Source organism: Microcoleus sp. Pol12B5 (genome assembly GCF_036701335.1).
GTDB lineage: Bacteria > Cyanobacteriota > Cyanobacteriia > Cyanobacteriales > Microcoleaceae > Microcoleus.
The window spans coordinates 20,254-40,523 of sequence record NZ_JAUBQQ010000054.1; the positions used below are offsets into that span (position 1 = coordinate 20,254).

At 49.0% G+C, this 20,270-nt stretch carries 11 protein-coding genes; 4 read left to right on the top strand and 7 right to left on the bottom strand.

Annotated features, from left to right (window positions below; all coding sequences use genetic code 11):
• Positions 1 to 560: 560 nt before the first annotated feature.
• Entirely contained in the window at positions 561 to 956 is a 396-nt protein-coding gene (locus QUA24_RS19990; protein ID WP_006632892.1) for a response regulator, read from the top strand.
• A 299-nt stretch (positions 957 to 1,255) separates the two neighbouring features.
• Here the strand turns inward: QUA24_RS19990 and QUA24_RS19995 are convergent, their stop codons facing one another.
• From QUA24_RS19995 to rpsT, 7 genes are all read right to left on the bottom strand, one after another.
• Positions 1,256 to 5,386 (bottom strand): DNA-directed RNA polymerase subunit beta'', encoded by a 4,131-nt coding sequence (locus QUA24_RS19995; protein WP_333231524.1) that lies wholly within the window; start codon positions 5,384 to 5,386, stop codon positions 1,256 to 1,258.
• Positions 5,387 to 5,838: 452 nt separating this feature from the next.
• Positions 5,839 to 7,713, bottom strand: coding sequence for a DNA-directed RNA polymerase subunit gamma (locus QUA24_RS20000; protein ID WP_333231526.1), 1,875 nt, complete (start codon positions 7,711 to 7,713; stop codon positions 5,839 to 5,841).
• 84 nt (positions 7,714 to 7,797) lie between these two features.
• A complete protein-coding gene (locus QUA24_RS20005) occupies positions 7,798 to 8,889 on the bottom strand; it encodes an HNH endonuclease (protein WP_333231527.1) in 1,092 nt (363 codons plus the stop codon).
• Between the two features lie 152 nt (positions 8,890 to 9,041).
• A complete protein-coding gene (rpoB, locus tag QUA24_RS20010) occupies positions 9,042 to 12,428 on the bottom strand; it encodes a DNA-directed RNA polymerase subunit beta (RefSeq protein WP_333165192.1) in 3,387 nt (1,128 codons plus the stop codon).
• 226 nt (positions 12,429 to 12,654) lie between these two features.
• Complete coding sequence (locus QUA24_RS20015; RefSeq protein ID WP_333231529.1) at positions 12,655 to 12,903, bottom strand: hypothetical protein; 249 nt, start codon at positions 12,901 to 12,903, stop codon at positions 12,655 to 12,657.
• A gap of 113 nt (positions 12,904 to 13,016) precedes the next feature.
• The gene (locus QUA24_RS20020) at positions 13,017 to 13,796 is read right to left on the bottom strand and encodes a TatD family hydrolase (protein WP_333231531.1); all 780 of its coding nucleotides are present in this window, start codon (positions 13,794 to 13,796) and stop codon (positions 13,017 to 13,019) included.
• Between the two features lie 225 nt (positions 13,797 to 14,021).
• Positions 14,022 to 14,321: a 30S ribosomal protein S20 gene (rpsT, locus tag QUA24_RS20025; RefSeq protein ID WP_006632886.1), complete on the bottom strand. Its 300-nt coding sequence runs from the start codon at positions 14,319 to 14,321 to the stop codon at positions 14,022 to 14,024.
• Positions 14,322 to 15,196: 875 nt separating this feature from the next.
• Here rpsT and hisD point away from each other — a divergent pair.
• From hisD to QUA24_RS20040, 3 genes are all read left to right on the top strand, one after another.
• A complete protein-coding gene (gene hisD / locus QUA24_RS20030) occupies positions 15,197 to 16,510 on the top strand; it encodes a histidinol dehydrogenase (RefSeq protein WP_333231533.1) in 1,314 nt (437 codons plus the stop codon).
• Positions 16,511 to 16,843: 333 nt separating this feature from the next.
• Positions 16,844 to 17,272 carry a universal stress protein gene (locus QUA24_RS20035; protein WP_333231534.1) on the top strand — a complete coding sequence of 143 codons (429 nt, stop codon included), beginning with the start codon at positions 16,844 to 16,846 and terminating at the stop codon, positions 17,270 to 17,272.
• Between the two features lie 478 nt (positions 17,273 to 17,750).
• The gene (locus QUA24_RS20040; RefSeq protein WP_333231536.1) at positions 17,751 to 20,237 is read left to right on the top strand and encodes a tetratricopeptide repeat protein; all 2,487 of its coding nucleotides are present in this window, start codon (positions 17,751 to 17,753) and stop codon (positions 20,235 to 20,237) included.
• Positions 20,238 to 20,270 lie beyond the last annotated feature (33 nt).

A 20,270-nucleotide genomic window follows, 5' to 3' on the forward strand; every position in this document is an offset into this window, starting at 1 on the left:
AAATAATTATCACACATTCCCGGCTCTAATAGCAGTTCAAAAAATAATGCAACTGTAGACCCGTGATCCAAATTGATATCCAGTCAATCAGTTCCCATCTAAAATCTAAAATCTAAAATGGTAGAAGCCGGGGGCTTGACCGAAAGAGAGGATACTATAAGTCCAGGACGCACGGGTAGTCAGAAACCGGGTTTTCATAGCAATAGTTCGTTCTAGTCCGCCGAAACGAGCAAAAACTCGGTTGCGAGGCGTCGTCCATGCGTCCAGGATTGTACTAGAAACCTGCTACCTGAGAATCTTGAGACTCTCACCACTGTCAGGTCTAGTTATAAAAAAGAACTAAACTGTCTGTGTGTAGTAGTCTAAATGATGGTACTGGATGCTTCTAAGCATCTGTAAACCCTCTCACAGCTAGTGGCTAAAGGATATACATACGGGTTTTGCAGGGTTCCCGGCTGATGGCGCTAAAAACTCTGCATTTTTGACGGGGAATGTAGTCCCCGTGTCGTGTTCCTCTTTGGACTAAAGTCACAAAGTTTCTATACTTCCCATATTTATTTATGAAAACCGTTCTGATTGTAGAGGACGATTTGGTTAATGCTCGGGTTTTTTCCAAAATTCTGACTAAGCGGGGGGGCTTAGCCGTGAAGCACACGGAAAATGTTGAAGAGGTGATGCAGATTGCTGCCAACGGCGAAGCTGATTTGATTTTAATGGATGTGTCTCTTTCGCGCAGCGTGTACCAGGGCAAATCTGTTGACGGGATTAAGATTACTCAACTGCTCAAAGCTGACCCACAAACGGCATCGCTGCCGATTATTTTGGTGACTGCTCACGCGATGGCTGGTGATAAAGAAACATTTCTGGATCAAAGCGGTGCCGACGGTTACATCTCTAAACCTGTGGTAGACCATCAAGAGTTTGTTAATCAAATCAAGGCTTTGCTGCCTGATTGAGTGAACCATATATGCAGAAGGAAGAAGGAAAAAGGAAGAAGGAATAAAGAATTGTTTGTTTAAACCAACAAACAATTAAAACTCTAGAATTACAAAGTTTGCTTAAACTCTGAATCTTCCTTCTTCCTTCTTCCTTTGGATATCTCATCGCACAATGCTATGAGTTCGGACTGTTAATTAGTGAGGATAATTTGAGATTTTTCAAGTCATGAAATCGAAGTGTGCGTTGCGGCGAGGAACCAACTTATCCTCAGCGATCGCAACGCTGTTCACTCATTCATGCAATCTCAAAACTATGATTATTCTTCGTCCTCATCGAAGTCAAAACCGATATCATCATCATCGTCAACATCAGGTCCCAAGGCATCATCCTCAGTCTCAGCGACAAAATCATCATCATCAACCTCAACTTCCTCAAAATCCTCATCAGGCTCAAGATCAGACGGGCGCCCGATCTCAAAACCGCTCTCGATCGTATAAGCACGGCGCGCCGATCGGTCATCAAGTACCACATCCTCCTGCAAATCGTGGATGTCCTCATCAAACACAGCACCATCAAAACCCGCATCCTGAACCCCAGCATCCTCATAGGCATTGAACCCAGTACCCGCAGGAATCAGGCGGCCGATGATGACATTTTCCTTGAGCCCCCGGAGCCAGTCAGACTTACCTTCGATCGCAGCCTCAGTCAACACCCGCGTAGTCTCCTGGAACGAAGCAGCGGAAATAAAGCTATCAGTATTCAGCGAAGCCTTAGTAATCCCCAGCAACACCGGAGTATAATCCGCCGGCGCTCCACCAGTAATTGACATCGCCTCATTCACCTGCTCAACCTGCCGCAATTCTACCAACTCGCCAGGGAGCATAGTAGTATCGCCGCCATCTTCCATCCTGACTTTGTTAGTCATCTGGCGGACAATCACCTCGATGTGCTTATCAGAAATATCCACGCCCTGAGACTGATAAACCGACTGCACCTCATTCACCAAAAACGTCTGCACCTGTTGGAAACTCTCCAAGGCAGCCTCAAAAGTAGACTGTCGCTCCTTAAGTACGTGGAAGAACACCTCCAGAATTTCGTGAGGGTTAGCAGGCCCGTCGGTCAAAGCTTCGGCGACGCCTACGCGCTGTCCGTCGGAAACGATCGGGTTTTGACCAGGCAACAAAGGATACTCCTCAATTCGGCCATCATCCTCAATCACCGCAAGTTCCACAACATCGTCATCCGTAACCACACGAGCCGTCCCCGGCCGCTTGGCTAAAATACAAGCTTCCTTCGGCTTCCGTCCTTCAAGAAGTTCCTCAATCCGTGGCAAACCCTGAATGATATCCCCAGTCTTTGCCCGCTCAAACACCAGAATCACCAAATTGTCACCCCGCTGCACCAAGTCGCCGTCGTCTACGTGCAGCACCGCACCGGCCGAAACCCGGTAAGGACGAGCCACCCTGAGCAAGAGTTTCGCCGGTTCTGTCTCCGACGCAGGTACAACCTTCACAACTTGGCCGGATTCTTCGAGAACAACCCCCGGAGCTATTTCGGTACCAGCCACCAGTAGTTGACCCGGACTCACATCCGGTGTACCCGCCACAGAGATCGAAATAGAATCCGCATCTCGCATCACCAAAAGTCGGCGCACTGGTTCGCCATGCCCCTCACGGATGCCTCGAACGATACCCGCTTCTTTGCAGAGAATCTCGGTGCGGGCGACTACTGCTCCGGGCGCGATCGACTGCCCATCTTCGACCAACAGTCGCGTGTGAGTGCTGCCCTGAGTCGGATCAGCAGACACATCCCGCCGAATCACTAGCGATTCCAAAATGACTAGCTGCAAGCGGAAAGTCTTGGAAACTCGATCGCCCCCATCGGCTACTGTCATCGCCAATTCTTGCGACTCCGTACCGTCTTCAGGCGAACCCCAAGCCGGGCCCGAACCGTCGGCTCCAAAAGCCATAGCATCATCTTCATCGGGCAGGAGCTCAATATCCGCCGCCAGTTGCGGAGCTCCAGAACCAATTTCCAAAATAAGCTGAGTCCGCAGCAGTTCCAATCCCTCGACAGATTTGACGCGCTCCCCATCCTTATAAGGAAGTCGCTGCACCGCTTTCAAAGAGATCGACTCATTCAGCGCCGTCTGAGAAGGCACTGGTGGCTTATCCGGCACCGGAAACTCCACCACAGGCCGCAGCAGCAAAGCCGGGCCTTCGGGAGTTTCGATATACTCCGCATAGCCCAACTCTTCGGCAATCAATCCCGGGGAAATTTCTTGACCCGCGTTGACGATTTGACCTTCTCCGAAAGTTAGCGGCGGGCGGTCAACTACATGGAGTGTGCCCGGTTTGATGACAATTTCCCGGAGGATGTCATTTTTCTGAGTGATTTCCACTGCCCCGCTGGTTTGGCAGAAAATATCCTTAACGACTTCTGTACCTGCTTCTACGTACTGACCATCTTCGACCAGCAGCAGAGAAATATCCTTATTCACCTCGTGGCACTCTTCCGGTATCCAGAGCAGAGTGCCGCCTTTAACGACTTCGTAGCCAAGTTTAGCTTTGCCGCGTTTGTGGACTTCCACCCCGCCGTACTTGACAATGCCCCCTGTAGCTGTGCGGTAGCTGTCGTCGAGCAGTTCGGCGACGACTTCCCCGTTAATCACTTTGCTCCCAGGAGCAGTCTTCAGGGAAAACCGCTGCTTAGAAGATGTTTCGATCGTGTAGTGGTCGCGGCCGCCTGCACTTTCAGCCCGCACGACTGCTTGGTCTAGCAGGACTTGGGCGGTGATAATTTCGATTTCTCTGGGGTCAGCGATGCGGACTACGCCACCGTGTTCGGAGACGAGTTTAGTTTCGGCAATCACGCTTTCGGCCGGAATGCGATCGCCATTTTTCACTGCCGGTTCCGCACCAGGGGGCAAGTTGTAGACTTCTCCTGAGAGAATCCAAATCAGCCCCCCTTTGCTGGCTGTGCGGGTGGTGTTCCCTTGGCGGTCGGTTTTTTCTTCAGGCACCAAATCAGCGAATTTGGCTTCTCCGGCTAAGTCGGAAGCCACGTCTGTAGTCACTTTTTCCGTAGTTTTGCGGGCGGCGCGACCGACGATCGGCACTTCTGCCAAAACTTGACCGGGAATGGCGCGCTGTCCGTCTTTGACCATCAGAGTAGAACCCTGGACGATCGCTAATTCGATTTTCAGTTTTTGATTTTTGGCACCGGATTTTCCTTCTTCAAATCCGTCGCCCTCAAATACGAGTTTGCCGTTGTTTTCGGCTACCAGTGCTTCTTCGCCGTGTCTGGTGCGGAAAGAGCGAGTACGCAGGTTCTTGAATTTCACTACGCCGGGGAAGGGGGCGCGTTCTTGTTTGGCGACTTCTCCGGTGAATACACCGCCTGTGTGGAAGGTACGCATGGTGAGCTGGGTTCCCGGTTCCCCGATCGACTGAGCCGCAATAATCCCGATCGCTTCTCCCATGTCCACCATTTTCAAATGGGCGAGACTCCAGCCATAGCAGTGCTGACAAACCGATCGCGTAGATTCGCAAGTCAGGGGCGATCGTAAATACACCTCTGCCACCCCAGCGTTACCAATTTCCGTCGCCAACTCATCGGTAATTGGCTGATTTCGGACGGCTTTTTCGTCGCCGTAGGTCACGATTTCCCCGGTTTTGGGGTGCACCGCATCTCTCGCCAACACCCGCCCTAGCAGCCTGTCCTTGAGGGGAATCAGCACTGTTGCTCCGTCCGTCATCGGTCGTACTCGAATTCCCCGCTGAGTGCCGCAGTCCACTTCCCGCACAATTACGTCTTGGGACACATCCACCAAACGACGAGTCAAATAGCCAGAGTCTGCCGTCCGCAACGCTGTATCTACCAAGCCTTTGCGCGCGCCGTAGGAAGAGATGATGTATTCGGTGACGGTGAGTCCTTCGCGGAAGTTGGTTTTAATTGGCAAGTCGATGATTTCGCCTTGGGGGTCAGCCATCAATCCGCGCATTCCGACTAGCTGTCGCACTTGAGAAATGTTTCCCCGCGCCCCGGAGAATGCCATCATGTAGACCGAGTTTAGGGGGTCTGTGGCTCGGAAGTTTTTGACTACTTCGTCTTTGAGGTCTTCTGATGTGCTGTTCCAGGTATCGATTACTTTTTGGAAGCGTTCGACTTCGGTGATTTCGCCTCTGGTGTATTTTTGTTCGGTGATGCGGATTTCTTCTTCGGCTGCATCTAGGAGCGATCGTTTTGACGGGGGAACCTGCAAATCGTCTACGCTAATCGAAACTCCCGCTCGTGTCGCAAAGCGGAAACCCAAGTCTTTGAGTTTATCGGCCATTTGCGCTGTACGGGCCGTTCCGTAGTGCATGAAGGACCAAGAGATTAATTTTTTGAGCTGACCTTTGTCAACAACTCGATTGCGAAAAACAATTTCCTTATTTTCTGTCATCTTTCGTAAGTAGTGGTAATTGGTAATTGGTAACTTTTATTCCCGTTCGACTTCGGTTCCCCTGAGCGAATCCGAAGGGTTCAGGAACCGCGTAGCCGAAGTATTGGTAATTGGTAATTGGTAATTGATAAGTAGAGTGGCGGTAAAAAACAACAAGCATTTTTTAGGGGTGGGTTTAGCGTATAAGGAAGAGAGCTAAGCTAGGAGATTAATGCACTCACCTGCCCTTCCCATAGTAAAGTTTATTTCCACCTACCTACTTAATTGGTAATTGGTAACTTTTACTGCCCTTCGACTTCGCTCAGGAACCGCGTATCCGAAGTATTGGTAGGTATTAATGGGTAATTTGTCCGGCTTCAATCACTATTATTTGTTAGCGATTATTTGTCAGTTATTACCCATTACCTCTTACCTCTTACCTCTTATCCATTACCTTTTACCCTTACCCATTTCTAATTATTAATCACCGATTCGATCGTTTGGTGATAGATAATCCTACCCGGAGTAGTGCGAATGAACTGATTGATCATCTTCCCCTCCCCATCTTCCCGAACCCGGCGGAACTTGTATTCCTTGGTCACTATACCGTCCGTAGAACGTTCCACCTTCAACGGTTCTCCTTCAGGTTCAGTGTTTTCTATAGCACCTTGAAACCTCACCCACACATAAGAGTGCAAGTCAACCACCCCTTGTTCATAAGCTACAACCGCATCGGTGAGGTTGGAGAAATAGTGACCTGCTCCTTTTTGAGCGTCAGGATTTTCGGCTGTCAAGTAATAGCAACCGAGAACCATATCTTGAGAAGGAGTAACGATCGGTCTTCCGGTTGCCGGCGACATAATGTTGTTAGAAGCCAGCATCAGCAAGCGCGCTTCCGCCTGAGATTCCAGAGACAAAGGCACGTGCACTGCCATTTGGTCGCCGTCAAAGTCAGCGTTAAAAGCCGGACAAACCAGTGGGTGAAGCTGAATTGCCCTCCCGTCCACCAAAATCGGCTCAAAGGCTTGAATCCCCAAACGGTGCAGCGTCGGCGCCCGGTTCAACATTACCGGGTGTCCTTCAATCACCTCCTGAAGCACGTCCCAAACGCTGGGATCGTTGCGCTGAATCAGTTTTTTGGCAGCTTTGATGTTGTTGACTAATCCTTGGCGGATCAAGCGGTGGATGACGAAAGGCTGGAAAAGTTCGATCGCCATTTCCCTTGGCAAACCGCACTGATGAATTTTCAGTTTCGGCCCCACCACAATCACTGAACGGCCGGAGTAGTCAACCCGTTTCCCCAGCAAGTTTTGCCGGAAGCGCCCTTGTTTCCCTTCAATGATGTCCGACAGCGACTTCAGCGGGCGGTTGTTTGCCCCCACAACTGTCCGGCCCCGGCGACCGTTGTCAATCAGCGCATCCACAGCTTCTTGCAGCATCCGCTTTTCGTTGCGGATGATAATCTCCGGCGCCAGAATTTCTTGCAGTCTCGCCAAGCGGTTATTGCGGTTGATGACTCTCCGATACAGGTCGTTGAGGTCACTCGTTGCAAAACGCCCGCCGTCTAACTGCACCATGGGCCGCAAGTCGGGGGGAATCACCGGAATCACATTGAGCACCATCCAATCGGGTTGAGATCCCGTAGCGATGAAGTTGTCAATTACCCGCAAGCGTTTAATTAACTTTGCCCGTTTTTGACCTTTAGCATTAGCAATATCTTCCCGCAGCTTTTCCGCTTCACTTTCTAGCGGAATATTTTGCAGCAAAACTTGCAAAGCTTCAGCACCTATGCCTACTTCTACGCCCGTCAGCGTGGAATCTTCGCTGTAAAGTTCGTCTTCTATTTCCAGCCAAGCATCTTCCGTCAGCAATTGCTTGTATTGCAGCTTTTCTGCATTACCTGCATTGAGGACAACGTAGGCATTGAAATACACGATTTGTTCGACATCCCGGAGCGGCATATCTAACAGAATTGCCATGTAACTCGGGATACCTTTTAGATACCAAACGTGAGCTACTGGAGCTGCTAATTTGATAAAGCCCATGCGATGGCGGCGGACGCGAGATTCAGTGACTTCAACACCGCATCTTTCGCAAACAATGCCTCTATGGCGAACTCGTTTGTACTTCCCACAATGACATTCCCAATCTTTTGCAGGCCCAAAAATGCGCTCGCAAAACAAGCCATCCATTTCAGGTTTTAACGTGCGATAATTTATGGTTTCCGGTTTTGTCACCTCTCCAGTAATCTGACCGTTGGGTAAAGTTCTCTCTCCCCACTGTCTAATTCTTTCTGGTGATGCTAACCCAATCTTGACGTAATCAAAGCGTTGTTCTATTTTAGCCATTTTTGACTCCAATTAATAATTTACAGTCGATTATTTGTTGTTGTTTATCTTTTTGGGTTGCGTGTTTCACTGCTTAAATCAATGTTATACTCCTCTATATGTGACGTGGTTTTTAATATCAGAGATGACACTTGACGATACTCCAAAGTCATCAGCGATTTTAGAGATTGATTCTCTACCTCTAATTCTTTTTCGTACCTCAAGAGCTTGCTCGAAAGTCAATTTGCGATCAAGATATCCGCCCATGCGAGGAACTGGAACCTCTTCGCCTGCTTCCTTCCAAGTGACGTGATACTTAATATCGTGTATGGTTTTGCGACCAACACTGTATTCTTGAGCTACATCCTTCACTCTCTCTCCTGCTGCTAGTTTTTGCCTAATTTCTCGCACCTTTTCCCAGTCTAATTTGGCATTAGAAAGGGGATGACTTTTGCCTTGAGTGCGTCCTTTCTTAGAAGCATCTAATAAATTTTGAGTGCGAGTTCCACCCCAAAGGTGTTCTGGATTAATACAACTGGGAGTATCGCAGGTATGACAAGCATCCATCGAAGTGGGAACTTCACATCCTAATTTCTCTGCTAAAACAGCACGAGTAACTGATTGGGATTTCCCATTTTTAAAGTACCTGCCATAACCACCTTGACCATCCTTTGCACCTTGAAAAATTATGCAGCCGCTGTCTTGAATTTCTCCTACAAAACCGGGGGGAACTGTAGTGAAGTTATAGGGAATTTTTGCCTGAAGTATCTTAGTAAGAGTGTCATACTGTACGCCATACTCTTTTATTAGGTGGCTTTTGATGGTTCCAGCTAAATATTTACGCTGAATTTCCCGCAGTTGTTCGATCGATAGTTTACCAATACCGGGAATACTTTTGCGTCGGGGAGTTTTGCGAACGCGCCCCATCATTTGCGCTGTATTCTCAGCCGCAGTTCCAGGTACGAGATGTGATGGGTTAATGCAGCTTGGATTGTCGCAGGTGTGGCAAGCAAAATAACCGGAATCTAGAAATCCTGGTATCTTTGATTCGAGCACTAATCGGTGGACTAATACCGTTTTGCCCTCGATCCACTTGCGCCCGTAACCATTTTTGAGCTTACTCCCTTGCCAATTAATACAGCCAGTCTTCAGGTCAAATTCTCCTTCTATTCCCGGGCCAACTGTTACAATAGTCATGTCAGCGTCTCTCCTCTTAAGAGCGTTGATTCGCCTCAGCAGTGGTACGAACACTGCTGAGGCATTTTAATTTGATTGAGATTGTCGATTAAAGATTAAAGAATTGAATGCTGTCAAAAAATCTTTAATCTTTAATCTAAAATCTTTAATGCCTAATCCTCGTCCAGTTCGTCACGAGAAAGGGATTCGTAAGTAGGCCGGGAGGGCGATCGCTTGCCCCCAGCATCTGCCATCAAATCCACCTCAACGTGCTCGCTGCCCTCGTCAGATGTATTCACCTTGTGCACGGCAATATCCAAGCATAAAGATTGCAACTCCCGCATCAGCACCTTGAAAGATTCCGGCGTACCGGGGCGCGGAATGGCTTTGCCTTTGACGATCGCATTCAGCGCTTCATTCCGTCCCTGCATATCGTCCGACTTGACAGTCAGCAACTCTTGCAAAGTATAAGCTGCACCGAACGCTTCCAGAGCCCAGACTTCCATTTCTCCGAACCGCTGACCCCCCTGCTGCGCTTTGCCGCCCAAAGGCTGCTGCGTTACCAGCGAGTAAGGGCCTGTGCTGCGGGCGTGGATCTTATCGTCTACCAAGTGAACCAGCTTCAGCATATAAGCGATGCCGACTGTGATCGGGCGATCGAACGGTTCCCCAGTTCGGCCATCGTAGACAATAGTCTTGCCGGGGTGCTTTTCATTAAACACCCAAGGCTTGCCGGTTTTTTCGCGCGCCTCCTGTAGCTTGCCGTGTACGGTTTCGCGCGACTTTTCAGCGCCGTGCATTTCATCAAAAGGCACCATCTTGAACCGCATCGACAGATTTTCGCCCGCCCATCCCAGCAAACACTCAAAAATCTGACCTACGTTCATCCGCGACGGTACGCCCAAGGGATTGAGCACTATGTCAACCGGAGTCCCGTCGGGCAAATAAGGCATATCCTCCATCGGCAGAATCCGGGACACAATACCCTTATTTCCGTGGCGGCCGGCCATTTTGTCGCCGACTTGAATCTTCCGCTTTTGAGCCACGTAGACGCGGACGACCATGTTGGCGCCGGGGGGCAGTTCGTCGCCCTGTTCGCGGGTAAACACCCGCACGTCCACCACGCGGCCTTTTTCGCCGTTAGGGACGCGGAGGGAATTGTCGCGCACGTCGCGGGCTTTTTCGCCGAAGATTGCCCTCAGCAGTTTTTCTTCCGGCGGTTGGTCGGATTCGCCTTTGGGGGTGACTTTGCCGACTAGGATGTCGCTGGCTTCTACCCAAGCACCTTTGCGGATAATTCCTTGTTCGTCTAGCTGGCGCAGCGCGTCTTCGCCGACGTTAGGAATTTCACGGGTGATTTCTTCGGGGCCGAGTTTAGTTTGACGGGCTTCGATTTCGTATTTTTCAATGTGAATCGATGTGTAGACATCTTCGTACACCAAACGCTCGCTGATTAGCATCGCGTCTTCGTAGTTGTAGCCTTCCCAAGGCATATAAGCTACGAGGATGTTGTGACCCAGAGCGAGTTCTGCCCCTTCGGTGGAGGAACCGTCAGCGAGCACTTGACCTGCTACGACGCGATCGCCCTCATAAATCAGCGGACGCTGGTTTAAGCAAGTATCCTGGTTAGAACGCTGATATTTTTGCAGTTCATGTTCGATGCAGCCAGCATATTTTTGCTTCCAAACCGAGGGCTGTTTGACTTTGAGATCGTCGTATTCCTTAATCAGGAAATGTTCTTCACTGGAATTCGATTCGGCATCTACAGCCAGGGGTTTGACAATAATCCGGGTAGCGTCGATGTAAATCACCTCGCCGTCGATCCGGGAAACTACAACCATCCCGGAATCTCGCGCCGCCTGAGCTTCTAAGCCCGTACCGACTAGGGGCCGTTCTGGTTTCAGTAGCGGCACAGCTTGCCGCTGCATATTCGATCCCATCAGAGCTCGGTTGGCGTCGTCGTGTTCCAAGAACGGAATCAGCGATGTCGCTACGGAGACGATTTGCACCGGCGAAATCGCCATGTAGTCCACCTGCATCGGGGTGGTGGTAGTAAATTCTTGGCGGTAGCGGACGGCTACGGTTTCGCCCAAGAGGTTGTTGTCTTCGTCGAGGCTGATGTCTCCAGGGGCCACGCGCAAATCGTCTTCTTCGTCGGCTGTCATGTAAACAGGGGCTTTGTCGCGCAGCACCCGTCCTTTTTCTACTGGATAAAAAGGAGTTTCGATGAAGCCGTAGGGGTTGACGCGGGCGTGGGTTGCCAAGGAACCGATCAGACCGGCGTTGGGGCCTTCTGGTGTTTCGATCGGGCAAATCCGGCCGTAGTGGGACGGGTGAATGTCCCGTACTGCAAACCCGGCGCGTTCGCGAGTCAGACCTCCAGGGCCCAAGGCGGAAAGCCGACGTTTGTGAGTCAGTTCTGCGAGAGGGTTGGTTTGATCCATGAACTGCGATAGCTGGGAGGAACCGAAGAATTCCTTGATTGCTGCTACCAGCGGTTTGGGGTTGACCAGAGAAGCGGGGCTGAGGGAGTCGGCATCCGAGACGGTCATTCTTTCGCGGATGATCCGTTCTAAGCGGTTAAGTCCGACGCGCACTTGGTTTTGCAGCAGTTCTCCGACACTGCGGACGCGACGGTTGCCTAAGTGGTCGATGTCGTCGGTGGAGCCGATGTCGAATTCGAGGTTAATTAAATAGTCGATCGCCGTCAAGATATCTTGGGATGTCAGTACCCGCATGGTATCGGGGACTGTCAAGCGCAATTTTTTGTTGAGTTTGTAGCGGCCGACTCGTCCCAAATCGTAGCGTTTGGGGTCGAAAAAGCGCGAGTTGAGGAGCTGTTCGCCTCCCGCCACGGTGGGGGGTTCGCCTGGACGAAGTTTGCGGTAGAGCTCCATCAAAGCTTCTTCTTCGCCGAATTGTCCTTCTTTCTCGATCGTTTTTTGGAAGTATTCCGGGTGCCGCAGGGAGTCGTAGATTTCGCCGTCTGTGAGTCCCAAAGCTTTGAGCAGCACCTGGGCTGAGAGTTTGCGGGTTTTGTCGATTCTGACCCAGACTAAATCGTTTTTGTCTGTTTCAAATTTCAGCCAAGCGCCGCGGTTGGGGATCAGACTGGCGTTGTAAGAACGGCGACCGTTTTTGTCGGTTTCGGATTTGTAGTAGACGCCGGGGGAACGCACGATTTGGTTGACAATTACCCGTTCTGCGCCGTTGATGATGAATGTGCCGCGCTCGGTCATCAAGGGCAAGTCGCCGATGAAGACTTCTTGTTCTTTGATTTCCCCTGTTTCTTTGTTAATCAGGCGGGTGGGGACGTACATTTGCACCGAGTAGGTGCTGTCCCTGCGCTTGGCTTCGTCCACATCATATTTGGGGCGCTTGAGTTTGAAGTCTTTGCCCATGAAGTGGAGTTCCAGCTTGCCCGTGTAGTCTGTAATCGGGGAGAAGCTGTCGAGTTCTTCGATCAGTCCGGCTTCTAGGAACCAGCGGAAACTTGCCCGCTGGATTTCGATCAAATCGGGCAAGGTGAAGGCGAATTCTGTGTAATCTTTAGTGGTCATGGGGGTCCTTTTTCCGCAGTGGCTCTAGCTTTTTACATGGCGCCAAGGCTGGGCTTTTTTACCTTGTTGCGTTTTTTTGATGGATTGTGTGAGAGAATTTATATGATGTTTTCGATCGCCTGCCAACTGATGCAACGGTTATTCTTGCTGGTGGCTCGCAGTATTTTTGTGCGGATTTTAGTTTCGATCGAGATGCTTTCAGCTCTGATCTCGTGGTATCCCGGGGTTAATTCCCTACACTTTTGACTCCTAAAATTGACTTGACAGCTATTGCCAAATTGCTGAGGTTCCAAGTTTCTTCTGATGTGTAAGTTTGAGGTATTGCGTGAAGTTTTGACCGATCCCGAAGGTTAGCGTACTCGCGTTGTGTTGGTAGTTCGTGGGCGACATCGCAGTCGCGGATACTGAGCCAACGTCCGATCGGTCGGTTCTTTTTATTATAGGACGCAAATCCGATCGCAACAGGCAACGCCAAAAGAATCTCCAATAAAGGATGAATCCGGTTTTTCTGGCAGGATAGAAATGGGATTATCCTGAGCGCTGGCTCCTAAATCGACCTGTTTTCCTAGTTTCTCTGTTCTGCTATAACTAAACTGAAAAGCCGAATAGCTGACAGGCATTTTCGGTTGTCTGCTGGGACAAAGTTAAGAGAGAAACTCCTCTCAATTTAGCAACTTGCTCGGCTACGTAGTAGACATAGGCTGGTTCGTTGCGTTTTCCCCGCTGGGGTACCGGGGCGAGAAAAGGGCAATCTGTCTCGACTAGGATGCGATCGCTATTTACCATACAAGCTGATTCTTGTATTTGCAAGGCTTTTTTAAAGGTGACTGTTCCACTAAAACTAATGTAGAAACCTAGGTCTAAAAACCACTGGGTTTCTTCGGGTGTGCCTCCCCAGCAGTGCATAACTCCGCGCACTGGCCCGCGTGTTTGCCAAAAGTTTCTCAGCATTTCGGCCATTGGGGCGGCGGCGTCGCGACAGTGGATAATGACTGGTTTGTCTAGTTCCTGGGCGATTGCAAGCTGTGCCTCAAACACTTTAAACTGGTGTTCTCGATCGTCAGATTTATAAAAGTCCAGTCCGGTTTCGCCGATCGCCACTACCCTAGAGTCCGAACTTGCTAATTCCCTAATCTGGCTCGCAGTCTCGTCTTTCCACTTCTCGGCATCTAGGGGGTGGAGTCCAACCGCAAACGAGACTTCTGCAAACTGATTGGCGATTGCTTGAATGCCGGCAAACTCTTCTGGCTCTACACAAGAATGAACCAGCCGAACTACACCAGCTTCGCGCCAGCGTTCTCGAATGGCTTCTAACTCAGATTTGTAGGTCTCAAAGTTGATATGAACGTGAGTGTCGATGAGCTGCATGGGGGAAGCAGATTAGAGGTGATACGGGAGAGTCCTGGTGGGATAGTGCGAGGGGGGAGTGAGAGAGTCTGGGAGTAGGAGTGGGAGAGAGTGTGTGGGAAAAATCTTCCGTTTTCTTTCTTCCTTCTTCCTGCTTCACGCTGGACTTCTTCACGCTTGACTTCTTCCCTCAACATCCATCCCTTCAATCTTGTAAACTGCTTCGTTGCCGAACTTTCTGCTTCCTTAAGATGCTACCGATACTTCGTGTGGCTTGAGGGTTCTTGCCAAGCGGGACTTTTTGCGAGCGCCGTTGTTGCGGTGGAGTACACCTTTTTTGACAGCTTTGTCAATTTTGCTGTATGCCTCAGACATTCGCTGCTGGACTTCTTGCATTAATTCAGGGCTCGGAGCTGCGGCGTACTTGTCTACGGCAGCGAAATACTTCTTCATCAGAGTTTTGACCGCTGACTTGTAAGATTTGTTGTACAAGCGGTTACGTTCGGCGATTTTGACTCGTTTGACGGCGGACTTAATATTTGCCATAGTTCTGTTGCTGGAAGTAGGTATTCATTGATACACCCTAGTCTCAAGACACGGGGATTTTGAAGGACAACCTTTTCGGGATCGATCCACAAAAAGCTTGATTTTTAATGGCGGAGTGAGACAGCCACTCTCCCTTCGCTCAGATTGAGCTGAGTCTGTGGCTACTTTTTGGCGACGCCCGCGCAATAATTTTTTATTGACTCATCTAACTGCCTGTTTTTTACCCCTGACAATACCCAAAGGTATGACACGGGTGTTACAGAGGCGTTTTGCGGTGTTCCCACCGTCACGAGTTAAAGTCACGGTTTCTTGCGCGCAATTTTCAAGTATACAATAATTTGGCGTTTTTTTATAAAAAAATTATCAGGTGTTGGAAAAACTAATATAGCACCTATTCTGCTTAAAATCCCATTCTCTGAAAAATCCAAGTTAAGCTATAACAAAGAATACGGGTTATTTGAGCTTCGGCAAGAAGCACTTACCGAAGGTAGAAGGTAAAAAGCTGAAGGTAGAAGGTAGAAGACAGCCGGATCAGAAGGTAGAAGGTAGAAGGCAGAACCAAAATTCTCCCGATCAAACACTCTCCCTCTCAGATATTATCGGGGTCGGACACTCTCCCCCTCTGCGTTCCAACCCTCTCCCTCCGCACCCGGTTCTCTGGCGGGCAATTCCTAGAGAAGGTTGTGACTTGTCCTCAGTGTTGCAAAATCCTCGACAGAGATTTAAACGCTGCACTGAAGCCTTGGAAAATGTCGCGACTCTGGCGGTTTAAGCTTGTGGACTGGTGGTGGCCTACTTCTCTAGGAGAACCCCCACAAAAATCCCCAATTGTCAAGCAAATGTTAGTGAAGTTATAGACGGCATTCCTAATCTCCATGCTGCGAATCATTACTCAGTGGGTTGAGGCACAAGCTGAACTGCGACGAATCTGCGATCGCACCCATGACGAACTTGTCGTTCACAAAGAAGCCACCGTGCGGGAGGTGCTGCAAGCTGTAAGGCGCAGAGGCGATCAGGCTGTGCTGCACTACACTGCTGAATTTGACCGCATGACCCTAAATGTGGAAGATTTACGCGTGACCGGCGCCGAATTGGATGCTGCTTACCAGCAGGTGTCGAAAGAATTATTAAATGCCATCCGGCTAGCTTGCAAACAGGTGGAGGCGTTTCACCGACAGCGCGTACCCAAGTCTTGGGTGCAGTTTGGCGATGACGAGATTGTTTTGGGCAAGCGCTACACCCCTGTCGATCGAGCGGGAATCTACATTCCTGGCGGTCAGGCGTCCTATCCGAGCTCGGTGATCATGAATGCGGTTCCTGCGAAGGTCGCCAAGGTGCCGAGACTGGTGATGTGTACTCCCCCCGGACAGGAGAAGAAAATGAATCCTGCGGTGCTGGTAGCGGCTCAGGAAGCGGGAGTTGATGAGATTTATCGGGTAGGCGGGGCGCAGGCGATCGCAGCTTTAGCCTACGGTACGGAAACTATTCCGAAGGTGGATTTAATTACTGGGCCGGGGAATATTTACGTTACCCTGGCTAAAAAACTGGTTTACGGGACTGTGGGGATCGATTCTCTGGCTGGCCCGTCGGAGGTGTTGATTATTGCGGATGCTTCGGCGAATCCTGTACACGTGGCTGCGGATATGTTGGCTCAAGCTGAGCACGATTCGATGGCGTCGGCAATTTTGCTGACGGCGGATTCGGTGCTGGCTAGGAAGGTGGTGGCTGAGGTAGACAGACAGTTGGCAAATCACCCGCGCCGAACTTTAACAGAAAAGGCGATCGCCAACTATGGTTTAGTCGTAGTAGTTGACTCGCTCAAAGCGGCGGCGGAACTCTCTAACGAGTTTGCCCCGGAACACTTGGAATTGCAAGTTGCAGATCCCTGGGCTTTGCTCGACCAAATTCGCCACGCTGGGGCGATTTTCTTGGGCTGCTCGACGCCGGAAGCTGTAGGTGATTATTTGGCTGGCCCGAATCACACTTTGCCGACTTCTGGGGCTCCGCGCTATGCGTCGCCGCTGGGTGTCGAAACTTTTATGAAGCATTCGAGTTTGATTCAATATTCACCTGCTGCACTTAAGAAGGTGAGTAGGGCGATTAATGTTTTGGCGGAAGCAGAGGGGCTTCCTTCTCACGCTGATTCGGTGCGGCTGCGGACTGAAAATGAGGGAGAGGGTGAGTTTTAGATGGTAGATTTGAGATTGGCGATCGAGATTTAAGTTGATGAGCGGCAAAATACATAATTAGTCAAAAGCCAGTGAAACGAAACAATTCGCTGGCGATTATTCCTAGCTTTACTTTCTGTGACAAGCGGCAAAGTTTATTTCCAGCTATCTACTGACGCACTCTGGGGTTAAGAAACCGGGTTTCTTCAAGTATCTTGCTGAAATGACGCAATTAAGTTAAGAAACCGGGTTTCTGGGTAGGTAATAATGATGTTGGTGGGGAGCGCTAAATTGTAGACAGTAGGCGAGAATCATCGAAAATTTTAAAGTCTAGTATCTGAAATTTAAAGGTCCATGGTATTGAATACTGTTTTGGTAGCGATCGACAATTCAGAGCTTGCAGAACGGGTTTTGCAAGTTGTAGGACAATTTCAGCTAGAACCGACGGCAAAAGTGATTCTAGTTCATGTTGTCAGTTCTGGTATGTCGGATTTTGACGCAGTTGTCGATCGACCTCACGGTCAGGGGGATGAGATTGCTTACCGAGAAGTGGAGAAGTTACTGCAATCTTATCAGGAAAAGTTGCCTTGCCAGAGCGATTTAGAAATTGTGTCCGGGGACCCAGCAGAGGAAATTTTGCGTTTGGCTAATATTTATAAAGCGGATTTAATTGCGATCGGCTGTCGGGGTTTGACGGGTTTAAAGCGGATTTTGGAGGGTTCGGTGAGTGCGGAGGTTGTGGCTGAGGCTCCTTGTTCCGTGTTAGTGGTGCGGGCTAAGTAAGGGGAATTGAACCGCAGAGATTGACAGGCGGGATGCTTGTTTCACAGAGATTGACAGTAGCTAAAACTTGGATGGTGTGTCAGCCAAGAGTTATTGAATCCCCAGATAATATAACGCGATCTGACGCACCCAAATATAAATTTTTATTTATTTAGAATGTTAATTGTTGTATAGATTTAAGACTCGTTTGGAAACAGCCGTTATTCTGTCAGCAGGATAAATGTTCCATGGGACAGTGGCTTGAGTCTCTGGAAGAGACTCAAGCGATCGTGTGGTAGATGTCGATCGCCTGTTAGGTATGTCTCGCACAATCAACATCGATCTCATAAAATGGTTGTGTACTAATATCCGCCAATAGTTCTACACTCTTTGTTTTATTACGATATTTTGATAATTTCACACACTCAGATATAATTGGGCGTAGTTTTTTAAACCGTTAAAAAAGCACTTTCATTAAAATTCACTAACTGCAAAGGCTATGACTAAAAAACCGCATCGCTTGATTCCGCAAGTTCTGGCTGCTGGTTTGACCCTGTTTGGGGCGGCGGGTTGTTCCCCTGTCTATTTGAGTCAAGGAATGGCTCGCACCAATCAAGGCGATTTCAAGGGTGCTGTAGCTGATAATAATCAGAAAATTGAATTTAATCCCAACTATGCTATTACCTACCGTTGGAGTGAGATCGAATATGAATTACGGGGAGGTCAATTACGGAAAAAAGAAGACTGGAGCATAGATTTTTATAGGTCGCTCGCCACCTCTACATTAGTCTTTTTGATAGTCTTTTTGCTCCTGTTTGGGCTAATAGCTGGTTTAGCTGTCTATTACAATCAACACGATACCGACGCTGAGACCTACTTAAATCAGGGTAATGCCAACTATAACCAAGGAAAAATAGAAGAGGCGATCTCCGATTATAATCGGGCGATCGACCTCAATCCCAACTATTCTGATGCCTACCTCTATCGGGGCGCTGCCAATTATGCCTTAGGGAAAATAGAAGAAGCGCTCTCCGATTCTAATAAAGCGATAGACCTTAATCCCAGAAATAGTAATGCCTACGTCAATCGGGCCGCTGCCAATAATGCCTTAGGGAAAATAGAAGAAGCGCTCTCCGATTCTAATAAAGCGATCGACCTTAATCCCAGAAATAGTAATGCCTACGTCAATCGGGGCGCTGCCAATTATGCCCTAGGGAAAATAGAAGAAGCGCTCTCCGATTATAATAAAGCGATAGACCTCAATCCCAAAGATTCTCACGCCTACAACAATCGAGGTAATGCCAATTATACCTTAGAGAAAATAGAAGAAACGCTCTCCGATTATAATAAAGCGATCGACCTGAATCCCAAAGAGGCTTTAGCCTACGTCAATCGGGGCGCTGCCAATGCTGCCTTAGGGAAAATAGAAGAAGCGCTCTCCGATTATAATAAAGCGATAGACCTCGAGCCCAAATATGCTCTTGCCTATGTCAATCGGGGCGCTGCCCAGTCTAGCCTAGGGCAAAAAGCAGAGGCGATCTCCGATTATAATCAGGCGATAGACCTTAATCCCAACGATGCTGATGCCTACTGTAAGCGGGGTGCTGCCAAGTATGAGCTTGGGCAAAAAGCAGAGGCGATCTCCGATTATAATCAGGCGATAGACCTCGATCCCAAATTAGCTCTTGCCTATGTCAATCGGGGTAGTACCAAGTATGAGCTTGGGCAAAAAGCAGAGGCAATCTCCGATTATAATCAGGCGATAGACCTCGATCCCAAATTAGCTGTTGCCTACGTCGAGCGGGGTTATGTCAAGTACGATCTTGGAGAAAAAGAAGAGGCGATCTCCGATTATAATCAGGCGATCGAGCTAAACCCCAATTATGCTGATGCCTACTACACTAGGGGTTTAGCTAACTCTGCCCTAGGAAAAACAGAAGAGGCCATCGCAGATCATACGAAGGCGATCAAACTTAATCCCAACTATGCTGATGCTTACTACACTCGGAGTTTAGCTAACTCTGCCCTAGGGACAACAGAAGAAGCACTCGTAGATTATACTCAGGCGATCAACCTTAGTTTAAACTCTGCTAATACCTACTTCAATCGGGGTGATGCCAAGTCTGACCTAGGGAAAAAAGAAGAAGTACTCGTAGATTATACTCAGGCGATAGACCTAAATCCCAATGATGCTGTTGCCTACTTAAATCGGGGTTTAGCAAAGTATAAATTAGGGGAAAAAGAAGAAGCGATCGCAGATTACAATCAGGCCCTCGACCTTGACTCCTATTATGCTGATGCTTACTATAGTCGGGGTTTAGCCAAGTCTGCCCTAGGAAGAAAAGAAGAGGCTATCGTAGATTACAATCAGGCGCTCGAACTTTATTCTTATTATGCTGAGGCCTACTTAAATCGTGATTTAGCCAAGTATGAAATAGCAAAAGAACAGGCGGTTGCAGATTATAATCAGGCTATCAACCTTAATTCAAAATTAGCTGTTGCCTACGTCAGTCGCGGTTTAGCCAACTCTGATTTAGGGCAAAAAGCAGAGGCGATCGCAGATTATACTAAGGCGATTGACCTTGATTCCTACTATGCTGATGCCTACTTAAATCGCGGGCTAGCCAAGTCTGCCCTAGGAGAAAAAGCAGAGGCGCTCACAGATTATACTAAGGCGATTAACCTTGATTCCTACTATGCTGATGTCTACTACAATCGGCGTAATGTCAAGTATGTTCTGGGGGAAGAAGCAGAGGCGATCAAAGATTATAATCAGGCGATCGAGCTGAATCCCAAACTAGCTGTTGCCTACAACAATCGGGGTAATGCCAAGTCTGCTCTAGGAGAAAAAGCAGAGGCGCTCGCAGATTATACTAAGGCTATCGAGCTTAATTACTACAATCCTCATCCTTACTACAATCGGGGTTTGACTAAGTATAATCGTAATTGCTCAACCCCCTTGACAAGAAGACAAGATAGACATTAGATCAAGGAATGGAAAAACTCCCCGACCTAAAAC

Excerpts from the sequence above, each read along its gene's own strand:
- QUA24_RS19990 (WP_006632892.1), top strand. The coding sequence starts at position 561 with ATGAAAACCGTTCTGATTGTAGAGGACGATTTGGTTAATGCTCGGGTT.
- QUA24_RS19995 (WP_333231524.1), bottom strand. The coding sequence starts at position 5,386 with ATGACAGAAAATAAGGAAATTGTTTTTCGCAATCGAGTTGTTGACAAA.
- QUA24_RS20000 (WP_333231526.1), bottom strand. The coding sequence starts at position 7,713 with ATGGCTAAAATAGAACAACGCTTTGATTACGTCAAGATTGGGTTAGCA.
- QUA24_RS20005 (WP_333231527.1), bottom strand. The coding sequence starts at position 8,889 with ATGACTATTGTAACAGTTGGCCCGGGAATAGAAGGAGAATTTGACCTG.
- rpoB (WP_333165192.1), bottom strand. The coding sequence starts at position 12,428 with ATGACCACTAAAGATTACACAGAATTCGCCTTCACCTTGCCCGATTTG.
- QUA24_RS20020 (WP_333231531.1), bottom strand. The coding sequence starts at position 13,796 with ATGCAGCTCATCGACACTCACGTTCATATCAACTTTGAGACCTACAAA.
- rpsT (WP_006632886.1), bottom strand. The coding sequence starts at position 14,321 with ATGGCAAATATTAAGTCCGCCGTCAAACGAGTCAAAATCGCCGAACGT.
- hisD (WP_333231533.1), top strand. The coding sequence starts at position 15,197 with ATGCTGCGAATCATTACTCAGTGGGTTGAGGCACAAGCTGAACTGCGA.
- QUA24_RS20035 (WP_333231534.1), top strand. The coding sequence starts at position 16,844 with ATGGTATTGAATACTGTTTTGGTAGCGATCGACAATTCAGAGCTTGCA.
- QUA24_RS20040 (WP_333231536.1), top strand. The coding sequence starts at position 17,751 with ATGACTAAAAAACCGCATCGCTTGATTCCGCAAGTTCTGGCTGCTGGT.